The sequence below is a fragment of the Lysinibacillus sp. RC79 genome (assembly GCF_041262405.1).
Taxonomy (GTDB): Bacteria; Bacillota; Bacilli; order Bacillales_A; family Planococcaceae; genus Lysinibacillus.
Window position 1 is genome coordinate 64,719 of record NZ_JBGCCD010000009.1, and the last position, 20,625, is coordinate 85,343.

Here is a 20,625-nt window from a genome sequence, read left to right on the forward strand (position 1 = left end):
GTGGGATTTAAAATGAAAAGAGAAGATGATATTCGTGCAAATGTACGTGAAAATTATGCGAAAGTAGCCTTAAAATTAAACAATACACAAGGATGCTGTACACCAGCTTCTAGCTGCTGTAATCCGAATGACAATCAAAATATTTCCATTGAAGATATTTCGCAAAAAATGGGCTATACAAAAGAAGAGCTAGCTTCTATTCCTGACGGAGCTAATATGGGGCTTAGCTGTGGCAATCCACAAGCTATCGCGGATTTGAAGCATGGAGAAACTGTTGTCGATTTAGGTTCTGGAGGTGGTTTCGATTGCTTCTTAGCTGCACCAAAGGTAGGGAAAGAAGGTCAGGTAATTGGCATTGATATGACACCTGAAATGATCTCAAAGGCACGTCGTAACGCAGAAAAACCAGGCTTTGAAAATGTAGAATTTCGTTTAGGTGAAATTGAACATATGCCTGTTGCGGATCATACAGCTGATATTATCATTTCAAATTGTGTGATCAATCTATCCCCAAACAAACCACAGGTATTTAAAGAAGCCTACCGTATTTTAAAAACAGGTGGTCGTATAGCGATTTCAGATGTTGTGTTAACGGCAGCCTTACCAGAGAGTTATTTAACAGATATGAATTTATATTCCGGATGTATCTCTGGTGCTATTTCAATTGAAGAATATGAAATACTTTTAAAGGATGCAGGCTTTACAAATATCTCAATTGAACCAAAAGATGATTCAAAAGAATTTATCCGTGAATGGGAACCTAATTATGATTTAGAAAATTATATTGTCTCAGCTATTATTCAAGCCGTTAAATAGGTGATAAATAGCGATGACTGAACCGTGCTAGGTTTTAACGTAGGCATGTTAATTGCCTCACAACCTATTTAAAAACAAATAATTACGTCTAGCTTCATGCTAGACGTAAAAAATACACTATATATAAGAAAATGCTTATATTCAAAAATTTATAGAGAAGAAGGATTTATTTATGAAAACACTTAATGTTACATAAGGTCCAGCGTAGCTGTTCGATAAATACAGAGGTTGGAATATCATTTTTCTTGTTAATAGTTGATATTACTATACACACTCCCAATTCCGTGAAATACAATATATTCCAACCAAAAACCTCTCATAAATGTTTGCAATTACAATATAATGAAGAATCCATTTGAAGGATTTTCTGAATGAGAAAATCACAGTAAATACGAGTTACTAATTTGGTCTGAGGCAACTTATTTTTATGCTCTAAATTTATTTAGTTATGGTAAAAAAGGTTGTTGTAGACCCACTCGATATTCGTCTGATATCATAGTTGAGTATTGATTGAAGGAAGTAGATTAAGGGTATTTGAGGAGAATTTCTTCCCTCATTTTTAGTTATAAAAACTCTTAATCGGAGGAGAAATAAATGGTTAGTGAGAGAGAACAAATTAGTAAAAAAGTTGCATGGATTGCACTTGTATCAAACCTAATTCTAATGATAGGTAAAATCTTCTTTGGTCTTTTTGGGGGTAGTGAGGCTGTATTTGCAGACGGAATTCACTCTGGGGCAGATGTAGTAGCTTCGATTGCTGTGCTAGCAGTTGTAGGTATCTCTAATAAACCACCTGATAAGGATCATCCCTTTGGGCATGGTAAGGCAGAGGTAATTAGTGAAGCGATCGTTGGAATTATTTTAATATTAGTTTCACTATATATTTTAGTAGAAGCAATTTTAGCATTTTTTGAAGAACCCAGTGTACCACAGTATAGTGCATTGATTGCAGCCATAGTTTCTTACATAGCGAAAGAAATATTGTATAGATACTCCATAAAACAGGGGAAAAAGTGGAATAGTAAGGCTATTATAGCGATTGCGTTAGATCATAAAGGTGATATTGTTGCTTCCCTTGCAGCATTTATAGGAGTCCTCTTAGCGATTATAGGAAATGCAATTGGATGGACATTTTTATTATACGCGGACGCTATTGCAAGTGCTTTAGTAGCTTACTTTATTTTTAGAATCGCAATGGAATTAGTTAAACCTTCTGTTGATGTTTTAATGGAAAAAAGCGTGGATCAGGATCTTTTAGACGGTTATGAAGCCGCTATTCATGAATTTTATCAAGTAAAACGAATAGACAAAATCCGTGCAAGAGAACATGGTCACTATAAGATTCTAGACGTTCGTCTTTCACTTAATCATGATTTAACAATTAAACAAGGCCATGATATAGCTCGTGATATAAAAAATGAAATATTAAATAAATATCCAGATGTAGGGGAAGTCCTTATTCATATTAATCCTTACTATATGGAACCTGATCAAAACTAAATTACAAAATATTAAAAAGTCACCGGAGGATTGTGACCCTTAGTATTGATTTGAAGGTAAAGGGTTTAATTAGTATTACCTTACAATAGTTATGAGCATTAGAGGCGGTGTTAGGTATTAATAACCTCTATTCATGAAAGTAGCGCCGACAATAATTAAAAGAATGAATAGAACAACAATTAGCGCAAATGCTGAACCTGTGCCACTACCGTAGTATGACATAGTAATTACCCTCCTTTCTATAATTTATAATATGTATAGATGTCAAAAAGAACTGCGATATTTAACTTAGGATGCCTTAGTAAAATTTTTTTAAAAAGGTAAACATTATCAAAAACATAAAGTTAGGTGCTAACTATAGTCACATCAAACTAGCGTGCCTTTTTATTATATCTTGGGAGGTTGAGAATGATATTGAAAGAGAAAATATTAAAGGGTCACCGGAGGATTGTGACCCTAAGTATTGATTTGAAGGTGAAGGGTTTAATTAGTATTACCTTACAATAGTTATGAGCATTAGAGGCGGTGTTAGGTATTAATAACCTCTATTCATGAAAGTAGCGCCGATAATAATTAAAAGAATAAATAGAACGACAATTAGAACGAATGTTGAGCCGCCATTGCCGCCGTAATAGCCACCACCGTAATAGCAATTATTATTGTAATTACCCATATTACCGAAGTATCCCATGAAATTCCCCTCCTTTCTATGTCTATTGTATGTATACTTATAGAAAGCTAAGGAGGTATTCATCCTATTGGAAAAATTCATAGAATTAGGAGAGGTTGTTTTTTGTATAGTGAGCCGTTTAAAAAATAAAATATGATAGGTTAAAAATAATGTTAGCTAAAGGTCATATCCAATCGGGTATGGCTTTTTATTATGTATGGGACAATATTCTAACAGTACGATTAAAACATCATTACGTGTCTGATATTCTTTCATATGCATTGGATCTTTTACTTAATAGATTAGATAGCAATGGCTCACCAAAGTTAGGAAGGTCAATATCCCATTGGAATCGAGTTAATAACCACTTAACAAAAAAATCAAACTCCCTAAATCTTTATAAACTATAACTTGAAGAAAAAGAAATGTATTTGGAGAATGATTTTTGTGACTAAGCATATCCAACTTGATGAAAACGCATTTGTTAATACTAAATTACTAATTCAACAATTGGTTATTTGAACATTTATAACTAATAAATGTAACTATTAAAAATATAATAGCATATTTTTAATAGTTCTCATTGACAATGATTATCATTCTCTTTTATATTATTGACTACATTCATAATTTAATATTACTTTTGGAAAGAAGGCATTTTTATTAAAACACGTAGAATCATCTCAAAAATTCATTTATGGCTTAGTATGCTCGCAGGGGTTTTTATAGTACTGATTGGCTTAACAGGAAGTTTGCTAGTCTTTGAACCTGAATTAAACAGCATGTTGCATCCTGATTTGTATAAAGTAACAGAAGGAAAAAAAGTTACGTACCAGCAAGCCTTGAAGGTTGTATCAGAAGCACATCCAAAAGGTCAAATTGACCGAGTATATACTCCAAGTGAACCTAACGCTCGAGGAGTTTACTTATTCCGCCTTAAAGAAGGAGAAGAACAACTAAACATATTTGTCGATCCAGGAACAGGATACATAAATGGAACATTAGGGGATAAAGCATTATTCAACCTAATAACGGAATTTCATGAAAAGTTGCTGTTAAAAGATTTCAATGGTGAGAAAATCATCGGTATGATTGGATTTATTTTCTTTTTCATTACATTATCAGGATTATATTTATGGTGGCCAGGGATTAAAAAATGGGCACGTGGGTTTACTTTAAGACGTAATGCCAACCCGTATGTACGGCAATATGATCTACATAAAGTCATTGGTGGAGTTTCCATTCCGTTTTTATTGGTTGTTTCATTAACAGGAGCACTTTTTGCGTATGATGAAATGATTTTTGGTTGGTTTGGTGCAAAAGCAAAGACGATACCTCCAGAAGAGCAGCTTATCTCAAAAGCCCTTCCCAGTGGTAAGCTTCCACTTGATGAATTGTTCAGTAGGGCGGAAAAAGAAGTACCTCAAGGAACACTTATGCAAGTTAGAATGCCCAAAAAGGTGGAAAGAGGAACTCCAGAAGGCGCAGTGGAATTTCGTATCAGCGGTTCATTTGATCCAGGGAATGGAAATGTAAAAGTATGGTTAGATCAGTATAGCGGAAAAGTAGTGGGCAAGCTAGATCCACGTGTTAATAGTGGGCTTATGTATCAAACATGGCACCTTCCATTACATACCGGTAGTTTTGGTGGTTTATTTACTAAAATTTTGTATGCTATCGGTGGTCTTACTCCATCTATACTGATGTTCACTGGTGTCTATATGTGGTGGTATAAGAAAAAGAACAAGAAGAAACGGAAACAGAAAATCGATTCGAGAGCCGTAGCATAAACACATATATATAGGGATCTTTCATTAGATTAATACAAGTATAAAAGAAATTATATACACTCAATCATTTTAGAAATTCTTTAGTGTCAAAACCTTTTCAACTATTGATAAAGTAATGTACGAGAAAATACTGATATCCATAGAGCAATTTCTTTTGTCAAAAAACAAATATAAAAGAAGACCTAGAAGCATAAGATATCGCAGTCGAATGGAGAAAAAGTGAGGGTATCTACTTTAAAAATGTCTCATTTACTTTACATGATGTAGCATTAACCATTCAGCATTTTCGAAATAAAATAGTAAACTAAGTTAATAACAACATCTAATTATTGTAATTATGGGAGAAACATAGCCCATCAAATTTTCTATCAAAAACTAAACTGCAAATTTGCTTAAGAAGAATCCATTTTAAAATAGATTCTTCTTATTTTTTTATAGTAAAAACATTTGAGAGAACCACAATCTTATTTAAATAATAAAACAAAGACACTAAAGACTAAATTTTTTTGTCATTGAAGTATAGTTTAATCCTTGATACCCATGTACAGGTGTTTTGAGCAAACTTTATATTAATGAGGTCTGCCGACTGCTTAACATTACACTATTAATAATTTTGAATAAAACCAGATCTCATTGTTATTCACATTAGTAATCCATACATAAGTTGCAAACATCAGCACCACTAATTGATTCTAATGTTCATACGTGTGAAATAGTACGAGCACATAGAGAAGAAATATTAAGACATCCAGAAAAAGGTTTCTATATTGTCGGCGCAAAAAGTTATGAACGAACACCAACATTTTAAATGGCAACGGTTTATAAATAAGTCCGATCAATAACAGACTATTTAGCAGGCGAAAGGAAGCTTCGAAACGTGTGGAATTGGAGCTACCAAAAACAGGCCTATGCAGTAGTAACCTTTCTAATTGTGGATTTAAAACAAAGATGCGATGTTTAAAATAAAGTCGCGAAGCTTTGCCCCCTTTGGATATGTTATCTAAAGGGGGTTTTTGTGTCGAAAAGAAAAAGAACATCTAAAATCGATAAGTGGATTAAAGAGGGTCGAGGAACTGGTAGTGGGGCAGATTATCAGCCTTGGCTTAAAATTCAAGATGTTTCCTCATTAGGTCGGTCAACAAGATTGGTTTTAAAGTTCATTCTTTTTTTTGAGTACATTCCGGTTTAAGTTGTAATTATTCAGTAAAGGACACGCCATAAATAAAAGGTAGCGTATGATTCCCAGTTTTTCCATGAAAACGATATTTCTAAGATTTCATCTTTCGTAGGCTTTCGGTCCATATTACGTAATAATTTTATCGAATTAATAAGACCCACATCATCGATTGGGAAAGCTGTCTGGAACCTGAGACAGCGCATTAGAACATAATTGGCTGTCCAGGGACCGATTCCTCGTATTTTAATTAAGTTTTTTTCAGCATCTTTAAAGTTCATTGTCATTAATTTTTCCCTCGATAATTCTCCACCTGCCATTAATTTGGCAATCCCAATGATATATTCACTTTTTTTTACCGTCATTTTAATATCTGCTAGGTCGGTAGGTGTTAACTGTGCAATTCGATCGTACGATGGGAACACCCAATACTTTTTCCCATTCCATTCGATGGAATCGCCAAATCCTTCTACAAATTGCTTCTTTAAGGAGTACGCGAAAGCTAAGTTAATTTGTTGCCCTAAAACTCCCCAACATAAAGCTTCAAATAAATCGGGAATGCCGACAACTCGCAATCCATAGAATTTTCGGGTAGGCATTTTAAGTAATGGGTCTGCTTTTGCCATTTCATAAAATGGCGTTAAATCGTTATCAAGATCAAACCATTCATGAATATATTTTACAATCTCTTCCCGTTTCCAGTTTTCAATAGGTCTAGAATCATTTAGAAATTGAACAACCATTTGTTTATTATTGATTACGCTTACCTGTACTAAGGACCGAATTTCCCCGATGGCTATAACTTTTGTAATGATATCATTCTCTATTTCATACATGCATTCATTTTTTTCCCTTGTTAGATAGGCTAGGTTTGTATTCATGTCGAAATTTTCAGGTAGTGGGATTACAATATCATCATTGACTTCATACCATGTCACTTTTTCATTCTCCTCATCTTATTACGATTTTCTATTGCAATTTTACTTTATCACATAATAATCTTTACTAATTTTGTTATCTTGCTATTACATTCTAAACACCTTATTTTTTTCTATTTATGAGGTTATAGTGTTAGTTATCAAGAATGCTAAATAGGAGTGGATAAAAATGGCCCAAGATATAAGAACACGTGTCGAAAACTTAAATTGGGATTCAATTCAAAATGAATTAGATGAGCAAGGATTTGCAAAGCTTCCAGCGATTTTAACAAAAGAGGAATGTGAATTCTTCATAGAATTGTATTGTGAGGAAGAGTCATACAGAACGACAATCAATATGACGAGATATCGCTTTGGGAATGGGGAGTACAAATATTTTTCCTATCCATTACCTGAAATCATCCAAAGTTTAAGAGAGTCCTTTTATCTAGAATTGGCCAAAACAGCCAATCGATGGTTGGGTTATTTAAAGAAAACAGAACAGTTTCCAGATCATCTTCAAGATTTTTTGAACACCTGTGAAGAATATGAACAAACTAGACCGACACCCTTAATATTAAAGTATGAAAAAGGCGGGTTTAATTGTTTGCATCAAGATTTATATGGCGATATATTTTTCCCGTTTCAAGTAGTATTTGTATTAAATCAACGAGATAAAGACTTTTGCGGTGGAGAATCTCTATTAGTGGAACAAATTCCTCGTGCTCAGAGTAGGGGACATGTAATTACTTTAGAACAAGGCAGTGCGCTGATCTTTCCTACTAACCACAGACCTGTTCTAGGTAAAAAAGGATATTACAAAAATACGGTTCGTCACGGAGTAAGCACGGTTACTTCTGGAGAACGATACGGTCTTGGAATCATTTTTCACGATTCTAAATAAAATGAAACTTTGATCAGTGGGGGTTTTCTTCATCCCCCACTGATCATTAGTTAAACTAATCGGGCCTTTACGGGCTGTTCATCTCCCACCTAAACTTCTCCGATTTTTCTAAGTTTTGAGGTGGGAGTCTTACAGCCCGTTAATGCGGGATAAAAATTAAACTTCAATATCTTGCTATTCCATCCCCAGAATTGTACATTCTGAAATTATAGGGAGTATATTGTAAGGAGAGGTGAGATAAATGCCGGATAGTATCAATAACGGACAAAAAGAGAGCCATGATCATAGAATTTCGAATGATGTAGAAATGATAACAGATGAAAAGTGGCAAGCAATTATAAATAATGATACAGCGTACAATAATCAATTTTTCTACGCTGTAAAGTCGACAGGGATATTCTGTAAACCATCCTGTAAATCTCGCGTTCCGAAAAAAGAAAATGTATGCATTTTTCAAAACGTAGAACAAGCTCTCCGCGCAAATTTTCGCCCTTGTAAACGGTGCAAGCCCACTAATGAAAATCTGCCTGATAGCGAGTGGGTTGATTTAATTACCGAATACATTGATAAAAATTTCACAGAAAAATTAACGCTAGAATCGTTAGCAAATATTTGTCATGGGAGTCCCTATCATATGCATCGAACATTTAAAAAGATTAAAGGCATTACGCCGGTTGAGTATATACAACAAGTTAGAGTACACGCGGCTAAAAAGTATTTGATTCAGACAAATAAAGCGATTGGAGATATCGCTATATGTGTGGGTATGGCTAACGCGCCTTATTTTATTACTTTATTTAAAAAGAAAACTGGACAGACACCAGCACAATTTCGTCAAATGAGTAAAATGGAGGAAAAGTACAATGGAAACAAAGAATAAACCAACCCTTTATTGGTCTTTACTAAAGTTTAAGGATTGGAATTTTTATATTGCTTCAACTTCAAAGGGGCTTGTGTTTGTAGGTTCACAGAACAAACCATTCGATGAATTGTTCGAATGGGCTAAAAAACGCTTTCCAGGAAGTCTTCTTGTTGAAGATGATGAAAAGCTTGAACCCTATGTCGTTGAAATCACTCAGTATCTAGAAGGAAATCGGAAAACCTTTACTGTTCCATTTGAGTATGTAGGTACGCAATTTCAGCTAGCAGTCTGGAATGCACTTTGTGAAATTCCTTATGGACAGACGACATCCTATTCCGACATTGCAAATGATATAAAGAAACCAGCAGCTGTTCGTGCTATAGGCGCGGCTATTGGGGCCAATCCGGTATTAATTACTGTACCGTGCCATCGTGTAATAGGAAAGAATGGCTCATTAACTGGCTATCGGGGCGGATTAGAAATGAAGACACTGCTCCTGGATCTGGAAAAGCGAGCTTCATCTAGTAAAGAGTAATTATCGCCGTACAATGAATGGAGGTTCCGTCATGAAAAATGAATTATTTTATAAAAATCCGAAAACCATTCTGAATAAAGGGACTGGCTTTCTTTCTGGATATACTCATTCACTAAATCCTTATACAGGCTGTTCATTTGGGTGTTCCTATTGTTATGTACGCGAAATGCCTGTATCTCTTTTTCGAGAAGGGGAATGGGGAAATTGGGTCGATGTTAAAAACGGAGCTGCGAATTTATTAAAAAAGGAGCTCCATCGTGCTAAAGCCAAAGGGAATGTAACTATTTTTATGTCATCAAGTACAGATCCATATCAACCAATAGAGCATAAGGAAAAAGTAACGCGATCTTTACTAGAAGTTATGGTAGAAGATCCCCCTGACTTCCTATTAGTACAGACTAGAAGCCCACTTGTAAGTCGAGATATCGATTTACTGCAACATTTTAAAGATAAAGTTCGAGTAAGTATGACTATTGAGACAGATTCGGAAACGATACGTAAACATTTTACTCCAGAGGCACCCCCAATCCAGGCGCGCTTTAAGACATTGGAAAAATTAGCAGCTGCGGGAATACCGACCCAAGTTGCTATAGCCCCCATCTTACCGAGTGGGGAATATTTTCCTGAGAAATTGAAGCCATTCGTCGATCGGATATGTATTGATGACTACTTCAAGGGCGATGGCAGTGGTGGAAAACGCACAAGAAAACTTGGTATTGAGAAAAAATATGCCCAACTTGGTTTAGAAGAATGGTATGGACCACATGTAATTAATAAAGTATATAACCGATTTATTGAAATCTTTCCGGAAGATCACGTTTATGTGAGCCAGGCTGGGTTTGAGCCGTAAAAAAATAGGAAGTGATTTCATGTATAGATTTTTTGTTGCAAATACAATAAAAATAACTTAAATTTAATATATAGTTAACTATAAAGGAGTGTAATCAATGACAGTAAAATTAGCTAAGTGTAGTATAGGAGATTTAATAAAACTACAAGAAGTCAGTATCGAAACATTCAATGACACATTTAAAGATCAGAACTCACCTGAAAATATGAAAACTTATTTGGAGAAAGCATTTAATACTATACGGCTGGAGAAAGAATTGTCCAATCCAAATTCGGAATTCTATTTCATCTATTACGACGAAGAAACCGCTGGCTATTTAAAGGTAAATGTCAATGAGGCTCAATCAGAACAAATGGGGGATGAATCACTAGAAATTGAAAGAATTTACATTAGAAATAAATATCAAGGAAAAGGACTTGGAAAACATTTAATCAACAAAGCGATGGAAATAGCTGTAGCACAAAACAAAAAAAACATCTGGTTAGGTGTTTGGGAAAAGAATGATAATGCCATAGGTTTTTACAAGAAAATAGGTTTTATCCAAACTGGGGCTCACTCTTTTTATATGGGTGATGAAGAACAGATTGATATCATCATGACAAAAACACTTATATAAAATATTTATGGTAGAAACGTTGATATAACAACATTTCTGCATTCTGTTTTAGTCATTTTCTATTTTTCTTCATGGCTTCTGCCACTGCAGAAGCATTAGGATCCTCTTCTTTAAAAAGCTTGCTTATAATATTTGCGTAATCAGTAGCATTACGATTTTGATTTAATTTATAGGCAGCTTGAACTTCTTTTATTTTAATTCTAAATCCTTTTGAAGCCTTATTAAAGGCAATTAATCAAATAATGGGAGATAACGTGAATATTTATGGTGCTAGTAGTGGATTACATATTCTACTGAAACCAAATAATAGTATGTCCGAAGGTGACTAATAGAAAGAGCAAAAATGGAAGGTGTAAAGTTATATCCAACGTCAATTTTTTATGCGATCCCCAAAAAACAACCAGCAAAAGTTTTGCTTGGGTTTGCTAACTTAGATGAAGAAGAATTTGATCAATATTGAGTTGTAGAATAGCTATTCAATACGCTAGAGCAATTACCATCAATCGATGTGCAGGACACCGCAGCATTAGATGCGCTCATGCCCAGATCAGAGAAGATTAGGACTAACTTTAAGGTGCCGAAAAAATAATGATTTAAATTATGATACAATTGCGCCCCCTGAACACAACAGGTGGGTGCTATTTGACGCTTACCTTTATTCTTTCTTGCTATAATATTGTGCTGCGGATGAATCCTCATCATTTGGTATAATAAAGAATAGATTTTTTGGAACGGAGCGATTGATATGAATGGAGCGCAAAAAGCGTTTTTTGAGGAAAAGGAGCGTTCACTTGGTGTTCGTCTAAATGATGTGCAGACGCAGGCGGTGTTGCAAACGAATGGCCCGCTGTTACTATTGGCATCTCCCGGTTCAGGAAAAACGACGACGATTATTATGCGTATTGGCTATATGATTGAGGCGCTTGGTGTGAATCCTTCTCGCATAAAGGCTGTCACGTTTAGTAAGGCATCGGCTGGTGATATGAAGTCACGTTTTGCAAAGTTTTTCCCGCATTTGCCACCGGTTGATTTTTCGACGATTCATAGTTTAGCATTTCAAGTTGTGCGGCAGACACTTGAACGTCAGGGCATTTCGTACGGCATCATTGAAGAATCGGACAAGCCTGGTGTTGTTTCAAAAAAACGAGTGCTTCGCGAGATTTTTGAACAATTAAATGGCTCAAAAATTACCGAAGATCAGTTAGACGAGCTACTGACGTACATAACGTTTATCAAAAATAAAATGCTGCCAGAACAGGAATGGGCAATTGCAGAAGTAAAGGTACCAAGAAAAGTCGAGATTTTACAGCGTTATGAGGAATATAAACGCACAGGTAGTGACCGTTTGTTAATTGATTTTGACGATATGCTATTAATGGCGAATGATATTTTCACGAAAAATCGAGAGGTGTTGGCGCAATACCAACGCCGCTACGATTATTATTTAACGGATGAAAGTCAGGATACATCGCCAGTTCAACATGCGATCATCGCGAAGCTCGTCGCAGTCCATCAAAATTTATGCGTCGTTGCAGATGAGGACCAGGCCATTTATAGCTGGCGCGGTGCAGAGCCAGATTATTTGTTGAATTTCCGAAAGATATATCCGGAGGCGCATGTTTTACTTATGACGCAAAACTATCGTTCATCTGCAACGATTGTAGAGCCAGCCAATATATTCATTCAGCGAAATAAAAAGCGTTATAACAAACAAATGTTTACGGAAAATCCTGCAGCAGAGCCAATCTCGTTTAAAATCTTAGAGAATTACAATTTACAGGCCAAATATATAGTAGATCAGTTAAAAAATCTGTCTAAGCGCGGCTCCACGGCAATTTTATATCGAAATAATACGTCAGCCATTCCACTTATGGACGCGTTTGACAGAGCTGGTTTGCCTTTCTATATGAAAGATTCCACGATTCGCTTTTTCTCGCATTGGGTCGTGGAGGATATTATGAACTTCATGCGTCTAGCGTACAATACAAAAAATATCACGGTATTTGAAAAAGTTTACAGAAAAATGAATGCTTATATTACATCAACGCAATTGAAGGCGCTACAGAAAATGCAGGAGGATGGCTGTGTATTCACACAGTTGTTAGAGCATGTTGAGTTAAAGGATTATCAGCCTGAATATATTAAGCGGATTCGCAAAACGTATGATAGCATTCAATTTGATAAAACTACGCCAACAGCCATGCTAGAGCATATTCGTTATGACTTTGGTTATGAGCGTACCTTAAAGAAAATGAGTGAGAAACTCGGTTTTAATTATGAAAATTTATTAGATATTGTGAATGTACTTGGTTTAATTGCTCGTCATACGCCGACGATGACAGAATTTGCGGGCCGTTTGAAGCAGCTTGAAAATTTAGCACGTTCGTCTCATATAAAAAATGAATTGAATGCAATTACACTGACAACATTGCACAGTTCAAAAGGCTTGGAATTTGACCGTGTGTATTTGATTGACTTGATTGAGGGGATTTTACCTAGTGAGGCAGAAGAAGAAATCGAGGAAGAAACACGACTCTTTTATGTCGGTATCACGCGTGCGATTCGCCATTTGGAATTAATTTCGTATAGTAAGCGCTTTAAAACAAGTGTGGTGCCATCGATTTTCATTAAGGCGTTAAAACAAATCGTTTCACCGCAGGAATTGCCAAAGAAAACGCCGGAAAGTCCGAGGAAAGCACTGAAGCAATACAGTAATGAGCGGACGATTACAACCGAGTCAGTGTTAATCGTTGGCTCAAAAGTAAAGCATGTGATTTTTGGAAAAGGGGAAATATTAGCCGTTACGAGAAGCACGATTGAATTGTCATTTGCTACGGGGATTAAGCAGTTTTTGACGGATACATGTTTACAGCAAGGCTATTTAGAAAAGATGGAAGATTAAATGAAGCGTATTCGGGATTTTTTCGAATACGCTTTAGAATTAGCTGAAAAATGTGGACTACTCTGAAGTTAGTTTAATATCAAATATTGCTTATGAAATATTTATTATTTATGAAAAGTGAAAGGCTTTAATAAAAGTGTCTAGAAACATCAGTTGTAACCACTCAATCGAGTGGTTACTTTTTTTGTGCATAAATGCAATAATCTTGGGTTGGTTCAGCTGATTAAAGAATTGTTGTTTGAAAGGAAGAATAAAAAACAGTTAGTAGTATATAAACGATTATTATCTTTTTCATTTTTTAATAGACCTTTTTACGTTTTCGATTTGTATTGTGATATCGGAGGTGGGGTAGTTCGATAGGTTTTTCTATTATTTCTATTTATAAAATGGTTACGACAACATTTGGAATAGTTTCAAAGTAACCAATGGCTTTAAGTGCTTACTTTGTGAATGTAGTCAAAGCAGGAGCAATTAAAATATTCACTAAGCCTAGTTTTACTTGTGGTGATAATCTTTTCAATACAATGTTGTTTTAGTACTTTATATTTAAAAAGATTTCGATATGGACCGTTGGAAGGTATACACAGAAAATGGACTAACTTGTCAGTCAAAGACGGTAACAAAACAAATGACCAGGTACTCATTAAAAAGTGAGTACCTGGTTTTTTGTGCCTATTCATCATAAGTTAAACGTTTTGATTATGCTAAAAAACTACACTCCAAATAGAATGTAGTTTCAATGTTTATTATTTTATTTTCACTTCATTTAAATAGAAATCATACAATTGATTGATGGAACCACTTGACAACAAAGGAACAGCTTTTTCAATTTTATTTCTTTCCCAATCAAACCAACGTAATTCTAATAATTTATCTATTTCTGAATCTGAAAAACGTTTTCTTATTTCTTTTACAGGGTTTCCGCCGACAATAGTATAGGGAGGAACATCTTTTAAAACAACAGATCCTGCTGCAACAATCGCGCCTTCACCAATAGTAACCCCAGGCATTATCATAGCATTCATACCAATCCAAGCATCACTTTTAATAACAGTATCTCCCTTAGGTTCATAAGAGCGTTCTATTTGTTCTGTAAATGGGTATACCGTTATCCATTCAGAATGGTGATTATGATTACCACCCATTAAAATGATAACACCGCTTGCGATACAAACATAGTTTCCAATAATCAATTTATCCAAATGCCAACCAAAATCATTAATAGGATTAAATAATTTACGTGACTTGTCATCGCCCCAAAGATATCTAACGCAGCCATCTTCGAAATTTTGATTACCATAATAACCTGAGTAGTATGAGTAGTTACCTACTTCAATAAGTGGATTTGTTACTAAATCTTTTAGATATTTTATTTCCGACCAATGATTATATAGTTGATTGTTCATCATCTTTACCTCGCTTCTAAGTAATTTAAATTTTTAATATTTACTTAGAAGCTTAATCTCACAGCAACATTTTTAAATTTTCTTAAACGACGTATCATCGTCCTCAACCTCTCATTCTTAATGAAGATATAGTAACTAAAAAAAATAGATAAGTCAATTAAGAATATAGGTTGATAGTATTTATTATTTCAATATCTTTAACGACTTTTTTATCAAGATTTAATCTATATAGCATTGATTTTTTATGTATTCAAAAAGATTTCTTTGTCGGTATTGATGCACCAAATATTGGTAGTTTCGTTGCACCTAAACAGGCAAAAGACCGCCATAAAAGTGTCATAGCAGATTTTTGTCTATTTGTAATATGGTAACTAAACAACAACACTTGGAATAGTTGCAAAGAAACCAATGCCTTTAATAGTAATACATACATAAGTTGCAAACATTGTGTTAACTTTCTGTTTTGGGATTTTAAATGAGGTAAGCTTGACATATAAATAAAGAAATGTAGTTATTCAGTACAATTTATATCTATCTGAAATATAAATTTTTACAGTACGTAGAACGAAAGAGAACATTTAGTTGACCTTATTGCAAAGCTGCTTTTCATACAGCATAGAGCCATTAAAAGTACTTATTTCTCTCATTAGGAAGGGTGATGGCCAATTATGAATAGACATTCTTTTGGAGTAGACCTTAAGAAAATTTTATTGCTGGTTGGATGTCTTGTATTAATGATGATACTTGGTGCTTGTACAAATGAAAAAAAAACAAGTCAGTCAGAATTTAAAAAACAATATTTTGAAGGGAAAAGTGATAATTGGTATGTAAAAATGGTAAGCGAAATGGATAGCAACAGGAGCTATATCATCTCTTATATTGGAGAAGGAAATAAACCATTAAATTTTAAATATGAAATATATGAATCTTCACACAACCCAGCATTTGGCGATGGCGAATTTAAAATCCAAGAGGAATTTGAAATTCATGTAAACTGCGGTGGACCGTGTGATGCCCTTCCTAATAGTGTACCTATTCAAATTAAATGGGAAGGTAAAGAAGAAAAAGTTGTAATTCGTAATAAAAAATAGAATGTTGTCAATAACATCGTTCTATCCTATACTTTTTGAATTATTTTCTATTTGAATTATTTAGCAGACATTACATCAAATCTCGGCAAAAACACAAGTTGGACTAATCTACCAATCTGATGGAACGATTGCTCTACAAGTGTATGTACAACTGCATTATCAGTATTTAATTGACCCTAAGTTATTTCAACAAGCTCAGAACGCCGCATACCTGTAGTTGCTAGCAACTAAAACAATTGCCATATTCCTAGGTGCTAAACGGCCTTCAGCTCGCTCTAAATAAGCTAAAAAGCGAAGTAGCACTTGCAATGTCTTATAAGTAGGTAATTTCTTATCAATTTCGGCTTTTCAATACCAATCAATATTTTCATTCACACCAGTTTTAACGAAAGAACGTAAGGATGAAATTTTACAAATCAATTGAAGATGGAGCCAAATGATCATTTTTAACACGTTCATGGATATACCAACGAACAAGTGCTTTAGTAATATCATTTGGTCTAATAATCGATTATGTGACTCTAGAAAGGCACAAAGCTGTTCAGATCATATTCGTAGTCAACAAGTGTATTGTCCGAGCGATTTTTTTCAACTTCTAAATACATAAGAAACTCATCGATAGTAGCATTGAGTAACATAAATAACACCTCCGATAAATCACAAAAATTGACAACTTGTTTAAACGGAGGTAATTATCGTTCAAAAAATCGATAAACGGTTCACAATAAATCATTGAGGAACTTGCAATAAAAGATATTGTACGTGGACATGAATCTACGGACACCCGAAAAGTCATTAAACAATAAGAAATAGTTGTTGATGGATAAGACCAATCTCAATTGGATAAAATATTTGTGAACTTAAAAAGTTCAAATTTCAAGGATTGGGAGGACTATATATGTCATCTGAAATGGGAGAAATACATCGTACTGGTCAAGACATTAACGACGAAATAGTACATTTTGGTGGGCAAGCTGAGAGTATTTTTAGTTCATTGGCTGAACAAGGTCGACTTTCAATACAAAAGAAAGCAGACGAATTAGCTGCACAGTATCTTGAAAGTAATCCTAATCCAGACTATTATGATTGTGTTGAAATTGTAGCAGAGGGAGTTTTGACAGCAGGGAACGAAATAAAGGCTAGCAGTGGTTCTTGGGGAGAATCAGTAGATGCAGCACTTGGTGCTGGTGTTCAAATTCCAGCAGCAAAAATAGCTTGTAAAAGAATAACGATGTTGTCTTAACATTAATTTTTGAAAAAGCGTAGGCGTAAAAAGCTTATGCTTTTTGATATTTATTGATTTCTTTTATCCTCTCCTCAATAGTAATTTTAGTTGTCTGGACATTCTTGTCCAAAATGTCTACTAAAAATACAGATATTATGGGGAATTGACGTATCCAAGCCCTCCTGCACGCCAAATATTTTTAGTTTACATAATATAAATACCTTGGTCACAACTTTCTAATTATCGGATGCTTCCCATAATTTATCGTTCAAAAGGGGATTATTCGTTTGAATAATACTAATTATCGTTTAATCTAGATTCTCCTTAAGACGAATAAAATATTCAGCGTAACAATTAATTGCACTTCCAATTGTCAGACAAAAATCTAACCTAAGCCAGCAGATGCAGCATGAAGAGGATCGCTAGAAGAGTTAAGTGTAAAGGTCAAGGATTGTATCGCAGAAGTTAAATTTAATGGCAATCAATATTTTTTCTTATCGGAAATAATTGAAGGGGATTTTGGAACTGGGCAAGATGAAGAGTACACTGACAAAAACAAAGATAGAGGAACTTATTTACCAATATAGGTAGAGGTCGAAAAAATGTTGTCGATCGATGTTAAGTCGAAAGAAGCTGCTTTAAAGGTTCATTCTATATTCAAGTAGAAAACAACCGGTTGCAGTGTAATGTTACTGAACAATCTGAGAAAAGAAATTATTAATCACTGAGTTAAGTTGACCCTGAATGAGGGAGGATGTGACGGTCAACCAACGCCACAACCGAATAAGTGCGTGCGATACACTTTGTGCAAGTAGAGGTTACTTATTCATAAAAACGTAGCGTCGTCACACGCTACAGCAAACTAATGAACATATTAGGATGTAATTAACATCCATTGCAAAACAAACTTTTTGGAGAATTTTATTATTTTTCGAATTACTTGATTTATTACCTTTTTTAGGAATACTTTGTTATTACTTAATATGTGAGCTAATAAGAATAAGTGTAATTCCCGTAAATAAGCAAATGATTCTCGCCACAGGAATTTTATCAGCTAGTCCAAATAATGCAATTGCAGTCGTTACGATTAATACTGTTGGACCAACCAAAGCAAGCATTGTATTAATATAGAATGCTTTTTCTAAACTATTAAACTTTAGCATCAACAATCCAGCACTTACTTCAATACTTCCAGACAATACACGTAAAATAACCATAGCAAGAACCGATTTTTCAATAATTGTCATCATCCAATCTTTATAGATAATTTTCTCTTATATATAATTCCATCATTAGGATAATTATAGACTTCTGTTTTAATGAAATACTAAAATCAATATATGTATGATTCGTATCAAATATTCTTGTTATATTATGCTATATAGTGTTAATTTAATAAGTGACTTTCTAGTTAAAAGTTCAAAGAATTTATTAATTGAATCAGTTTCATAAATCCATTTTTTGTTTTTGAAAGGAAATAGTATAGGTGCATATAATAAAATCCTAAAGATTTATGGGAAAGATATATTCATTCAAACACTATCTAGAGATCATATACACTCGCAAATGCCATGAAATTTGAAGTGGATAGCAACGATTAAATACAAAATTGTTGCCCCAATTAGCTTCGAAAGATTCAAATTCAAATAGATAAGTATCATAAATCAAACAGAGGTACCAAGTGAATGTAAGAACGGCAAAAATGGTATAGCATACTACACAAATGATCATTGTTTGTAAGAATTAAGTAAAAGGTGGAATTCAGATGACTGAAATAATAGAAAATTTAAGTAAGAATAGTAAACCTTATATTCATCAGATTGGTGATTTAGATAATTTTAATAAAGTATATGCACTACTTAATCATACATCTGATATGCAAGAAAACAATTTTTATCCAATGATTGATGGGAAAAATTGTTTGAGTGTTGAAAGTTTATTTAAAGAATTTGCTATAAATTTTAAATTCCCGGATTATTTTGGTGAAAATTGGGATGCTTTCGATGAGTGTATGAATGATTTAGATTGGTTAAACTGTGAAAAATATGTATGTTTATTAAAAATTTTGATCAATTGTTGTCTAGAGAAGTGCATGATGAGTTTGAGATATTTATTGATATACTAAAGATGATGGTTGATGAATGGGCGACTGGAAGAATGGATACTTTATTGTCACCAAATACGACTTCATTTCAGGTTGTAATTCATAGTGAAAAAGAAATAAAAGACTTATAGAATTGAAGGTATCTAAGTATGGAATTAATATAATTGAGTAGATTAATTTTTAACTTCTTTTCTAAAATTTATATGGTAGAGGCAGACTCCTGTATATAAGGGGGGGCAAAAAATTCATCCAACCAGTTGTCGGTATTGCACCAGCGACTGGTTACCTCTAAACCAGTTTTTGGATTCTAGAAGGCTAATTTGCGTTTCACTCGATTTTTTCAGTTCGAGGGAAATCGACGGTTGAAAATGAAATTGGCCTAGGGGACAGCAGTTGGTAGCAGCATCTAAGAAATACGGAAATTGAAAAAACTCACTCAGGAAGGATTAGCTGAAAAATGCTGACTGCAAACTTCAGTCGTATCTTTAAATTTGACAATCTAAATTTCGATAATAAGTATTTTGAAAAAGAGTTGTTTATGATCTTGCAAAATCTAATAAAAGACTAAAGTGAAACCGAAATACGCTTAGTATTTAATATTGCTAATGCTATATTTAATACATAAAAATATTGAAGAAATTAGGAAAAGCTGTGGTCTATAGTTGTAGAAAATTAAGGAGGTGTTCACCCTAAATTATTTCAAATCTAGAAACATGGAAGGCTTTTATTGTGCGCTGTGAGAGCGATCGAGATGGGCAACTGTACGTGATACTGAATCTCGATACGTCTCACAGCGTTATTTTTAATGTAAATGTCTAAAATTTCTTGGCTCAAGAATTTAAAAAAACTAGAAGTTCTTGTCCATACACAAACAATAGGAAAGCCTCCACTTCTTTTGTTTTAGTTTACATAATATAAATACCTTATTCATAATTTTTTAACGGTTGGTTCCTATAATTTAATGTTCAAAAGGGGATTATTCTTACAAATTGTTGTAATGTCGTTTACAGTATATTTGCCAATATTATAAAAAATATTCACATAAGCAATACATACGTAAGTGACAAACATTATGTTAACTTTCTGTTTTGAAAATTTGAAGCCATTTTTCCTTCTTTGAGATATCTCTTTTCTCACAGATTGTTGATATACTAGAGAAATTCAAAATGTAATTATTTTGGTTTCAGCTTTTCTATTACTATTAACAATAGGAATAAAACGTCTTAAACCTAAAAGAGATCATTAAACAAAAGCAAATATCCT

At 34.0% G+C, this 20,625-nt stretch carries 18 protein-coding genes and 3 pseudogenes; 15 read left to right on the top strand and 6 right to left on the bottom strand.

What is annotated here, in order from left to right; genetic code table 11:
• The first annotated feature begins 12 nt into the window (after positions 1 to 12).
• Positions 13 to 816 carry an arsenite methyltransferase gene (locus tag ABH968_RS11070; RefSeq protein ID WP_370044088.1) on the top strand — a complete coding sequence of 268 codons (804 nt, stop codon included), beginning with the start codon at positions 13 to 15 and terminating at the stop codon, positions 814 to 816.
• 594 nt (positions 817 to 1,410) lie between these two features.
• Complete coding sequence (locus tag ABH968_RS11075; RefSeq protein ID WP_370044089.1) at positions 1,411 to 2,316, top strand: cation diffusion facilitator family transporter; 906 nt, start codon at positions 1,411 to 1,413, stop codon at positions 2,314 to 2,316.
• A 117-nt stretch (positions 2,317 to 2,433) separates the two neighbouring features.
• On the opposite strand, the gene ABH968_RS11080 is transcribed toward ABH968_RS11075, so the two are convergent.
• Both ABH968_RS11080 and ABH968_RS11085 read right to left on the bottom strand, forming a co-directional pair.
• Positions 2,434 to 2,538, bottom strand: a complete 105-nt coding sequence (locus ABH968_RS11080; RefSeq protein WP_370044090.1) for a YjcZ family sporulation protein — start codon at positions 2,536 to 2,538, stop codon at positions 2,434 to 2,436.
• 313 nt (positions 2,539 to 2,851) lie between these two features.
• Positions 2,852 to 3,007 carry a YjcZ family sporulation protein gene (locus ABH968_RS11085; RefSeq protein WP_370044091.1) on the bottom strand — a complete coding sequence of 52 codons (156 nt, stop codon included), beginning with the start codon at positions 3,005 to 3,007 and terminating at the stop codon, positions 2,852 to 2,854.
• Between the two features lie 668 nt (positions 3,008 to 3,675).
• Here ABH968_RS11085 and ABH968_RS11090 point away from each other — a divergent pair.
• The 3 genes and pseudogenes from ABH968_RS11090 to ABH968_RS11100 all read left to right on the top strand — a co-directional run.
• Entirely contained in the window at positions 3,676 to 4,776 is a 1,101-nt protein-coding gene (locus ABH968_RS11090) for a PepSY-associated TM helix domain-containing protein (RefSeq protein WP_370044193.1), read from the top strand.
• 664 nt (positions 4,777 to 5,440) lie between these two features.
• A pseudogene (locus ABH968_RS11095) lies at positions 5,441 to 5,742 on the top strand (hypothetical protein); the annotation flags it as partial.
• A gap of 49 nt (positions 5,743 to 5,791) precedes the next feature.
• Positions 5,792 to 5,923, top strand: a pseudogene (locus ABH968_RS11100) (TnsA endonuclease N-terminal domain-containing protein); the annotation flags it as partial.
• 53 nt (positions 5,924 to 5,976) lie between these two features.
• Here ABH968_RS11100 and ABH968_RS11105 read toward each other — a convergent pair.
• Complete coding sequence (locus tag ABH968_RS11105) at positions 5,977 to 6,888, bottom strand: DNA glycosylase (RefSeq protein WP_370044092.1); 912 nt, start codon at positions 6,886 to 6,888, stop codon at positions 5,977 to 5,979.
• Between the two features lie 169 nt (positions 6,889 to 7,057).
• Between ABH968_RS11105 and ABH968_RS11110 the strand changes: the two genes are divergently transcribed.
• The 7 genes and pseudogenes from ABH968_RS11110 to ABH968_RS11140 all read left to right on the top strand — a co-directional run.
• A complete protein-coding gene (locus tag ABH968_RS11110; protein ID WP_370044093.1) occupies positions 7,058 to 7,771 on the top strand; it encodes a 2OG-Fe(II) oxygenase in 714 nt (237 codons plus the stop codon).
• Between the two features lie 241 nt (positions 7,772 to 8,012).
• Positions 8,013 to 8,651 carry a bifunctional transcriptional activator/DNA repair enzyme AdaA gene (gene adaA, locus ABH968_RS11115; RefSeq protein WP_370044094.1) on the top strand — a complete coding sequence of 213 codons (639 nt, stop codon included), beginning with the start codon at positions 8,013 to 8,015 and terminating at the stop codon, positions 8,649 to 8,651.
• Positions 8,635 to 9,168 (top strand): methylated-DNA--[protein]-cysteine S-methyltransferase, encoded by a 534-nt coding sequence (adaB, locus tag ABH968_RS11120; protein ID WP_370044095.1) that lies wholly within the window; start codon positions 8,635 to 8,637, stop codon positions 9,166 to 9,168. The genes adaA and adaB overlap by 17 nt, the downstream gene beginning before the upstream one ends.
• A 31-nt stretch (positions 9,169 to 9,199) precedes the next feature.
• A complete protein-coding gene (locus ABH968_RS11125) occupies positions 9,200 to 10,018 on the top strand; it encodes an SPL family radical SAM protein (protein ID WP_370044096.1) in 819 nt (272 codons plus the stop codon).
• 97 nt (positions 10,019 to 10,115) lie between these two features.
• A complete protein-coding gene (paiA, locus tag ABH968_RS11130) occupies positions 10,116 to 10,634 on the top strand; it encodes a spermidine/spermine N(1)-acetyltransferase (RefSeq protein ID WP_370044097.1) in 519 nt (172 codons plus the stop codon).
• A gap of 745 nt (positions 10,635 to 11,379) precedes the next feature.
• The gene (locus tag ABH968_RS11135; protein ID WP_370044098.1) at positions 11,380 to 13,536 is read left to right on the top strand and encodes an ATP-dependent helicase; all 2,157 of its coding nucleotides are present in this window, start codon (positions 11,380 to 11,382) and stop codon (positions 13,534 to 13,536) included.
• A gap of 495 nt (positions 13,537 to 14,031) precedes the next feature.
• A pseudogene (locus tag ABH968_RS11140) lies at positions 14,032 to 14,190 on the top strand (DUF418 domain-containing protein); the annotation flags it as partial.
• 92 nt (positions 14,191 to 14,282) lie between these two features.
• Here ABH968_RS11140 and ABH968_RS11145 read toward each other — a convergent pair.
• Complete coding sequence (locus tag ABH968_RS11145; RefSeq protein ID WP_370044194.1) at positions 14,283 to 14,942, bottom strand: CatB-related O-acetyltransferase; 660 nt, start codon at positions 14,940 to 14,942, stop codon at positions 14,283 to 14,285.
• Positions 14,943 to 15,610: 668 nt separating this feature from the next.
• Here ABH968_RS11145 and ABH968_RS11150 point away from each other — a divergent pair.
• Positions 15,611 to 16,033 carry a hypothetical protein gene (locus ABH968_RS11150; protein WP_370044099.1) on the top strand — a complete coding sequence of 141 codons (423 nt, stop codon included), beginning with the start codon at positions 15,611 to 15,613 and terminating at the stop codon, positions 16,031 to 16,033.
• A 521-nt stretch (positions 16,034 to 16,554) separates the two neighbouring features.
• Here ABH968_RS11150 and ABH968_RS11155 read toward each other — a convergent pair.
• Positions 16,555 to 16,671 carry a site-specific integrase gene (locus tag ABH968_RS11155; RefSeq protein WP_370044100.1) on the bottom strand — a complete coding sequence of 39 codons (117 nt, stop codon included), beginning with the start codon at positions 16,669 to 16,671 and terminating at the stop codon, positions 16,555 to 16,557.
• A gap of 260 nt (positions 16,672 to 16,931) precedes the next feature.
• Between ABH968_RS11155 and ABH968_RS11160 the strand changes: the two genes are divergently transcribed.
• Entirely contained in the window at positions 16,932 to 17,276 is a 345-nt protein-coding gene (locus tag ABH968_RS11160; RefSeq protein ID WP_370044101.1) for a hypothetical protein, read from the top strand.
• Positions 17,277 to 18,232: 956 nt separating this feature from the next.
• Here ABH968_RS11160 and ABH968_RS11165 read toward each other — a convergent pair.
• Positions 18,233 to 18,508 carry a YqhV family protein gene (locus ABH968_RS11165; protein ID WP_370044102.1) on the bottom strand — a complete coding sequence of 92 codons (276 nt, stop codon included), beginning with the start codon at positions 18,506 to 18,508 and terminating at the stop codon, positions 18,233 to 18,235.
• 515 nt (positions 18,509 to 19,023) lie between these two features.
• On the opposite strand from ABH968_RS11165, the gene ABH968_RS11170 reads away from it, so the two are divergent.
• Complete coding sequence (locus ABH968_RS11170) at positions 19,024 to 19,383, top strand: barstar family protein (RefSeq protein WP_370044103.1); 360 nt, start codon at positions 19,024 to 19,026, stop codon at positions 19,381 to 19,383.
• Positions 19,384 to 20,625: the final 1,242 nt, after the last annotated feature.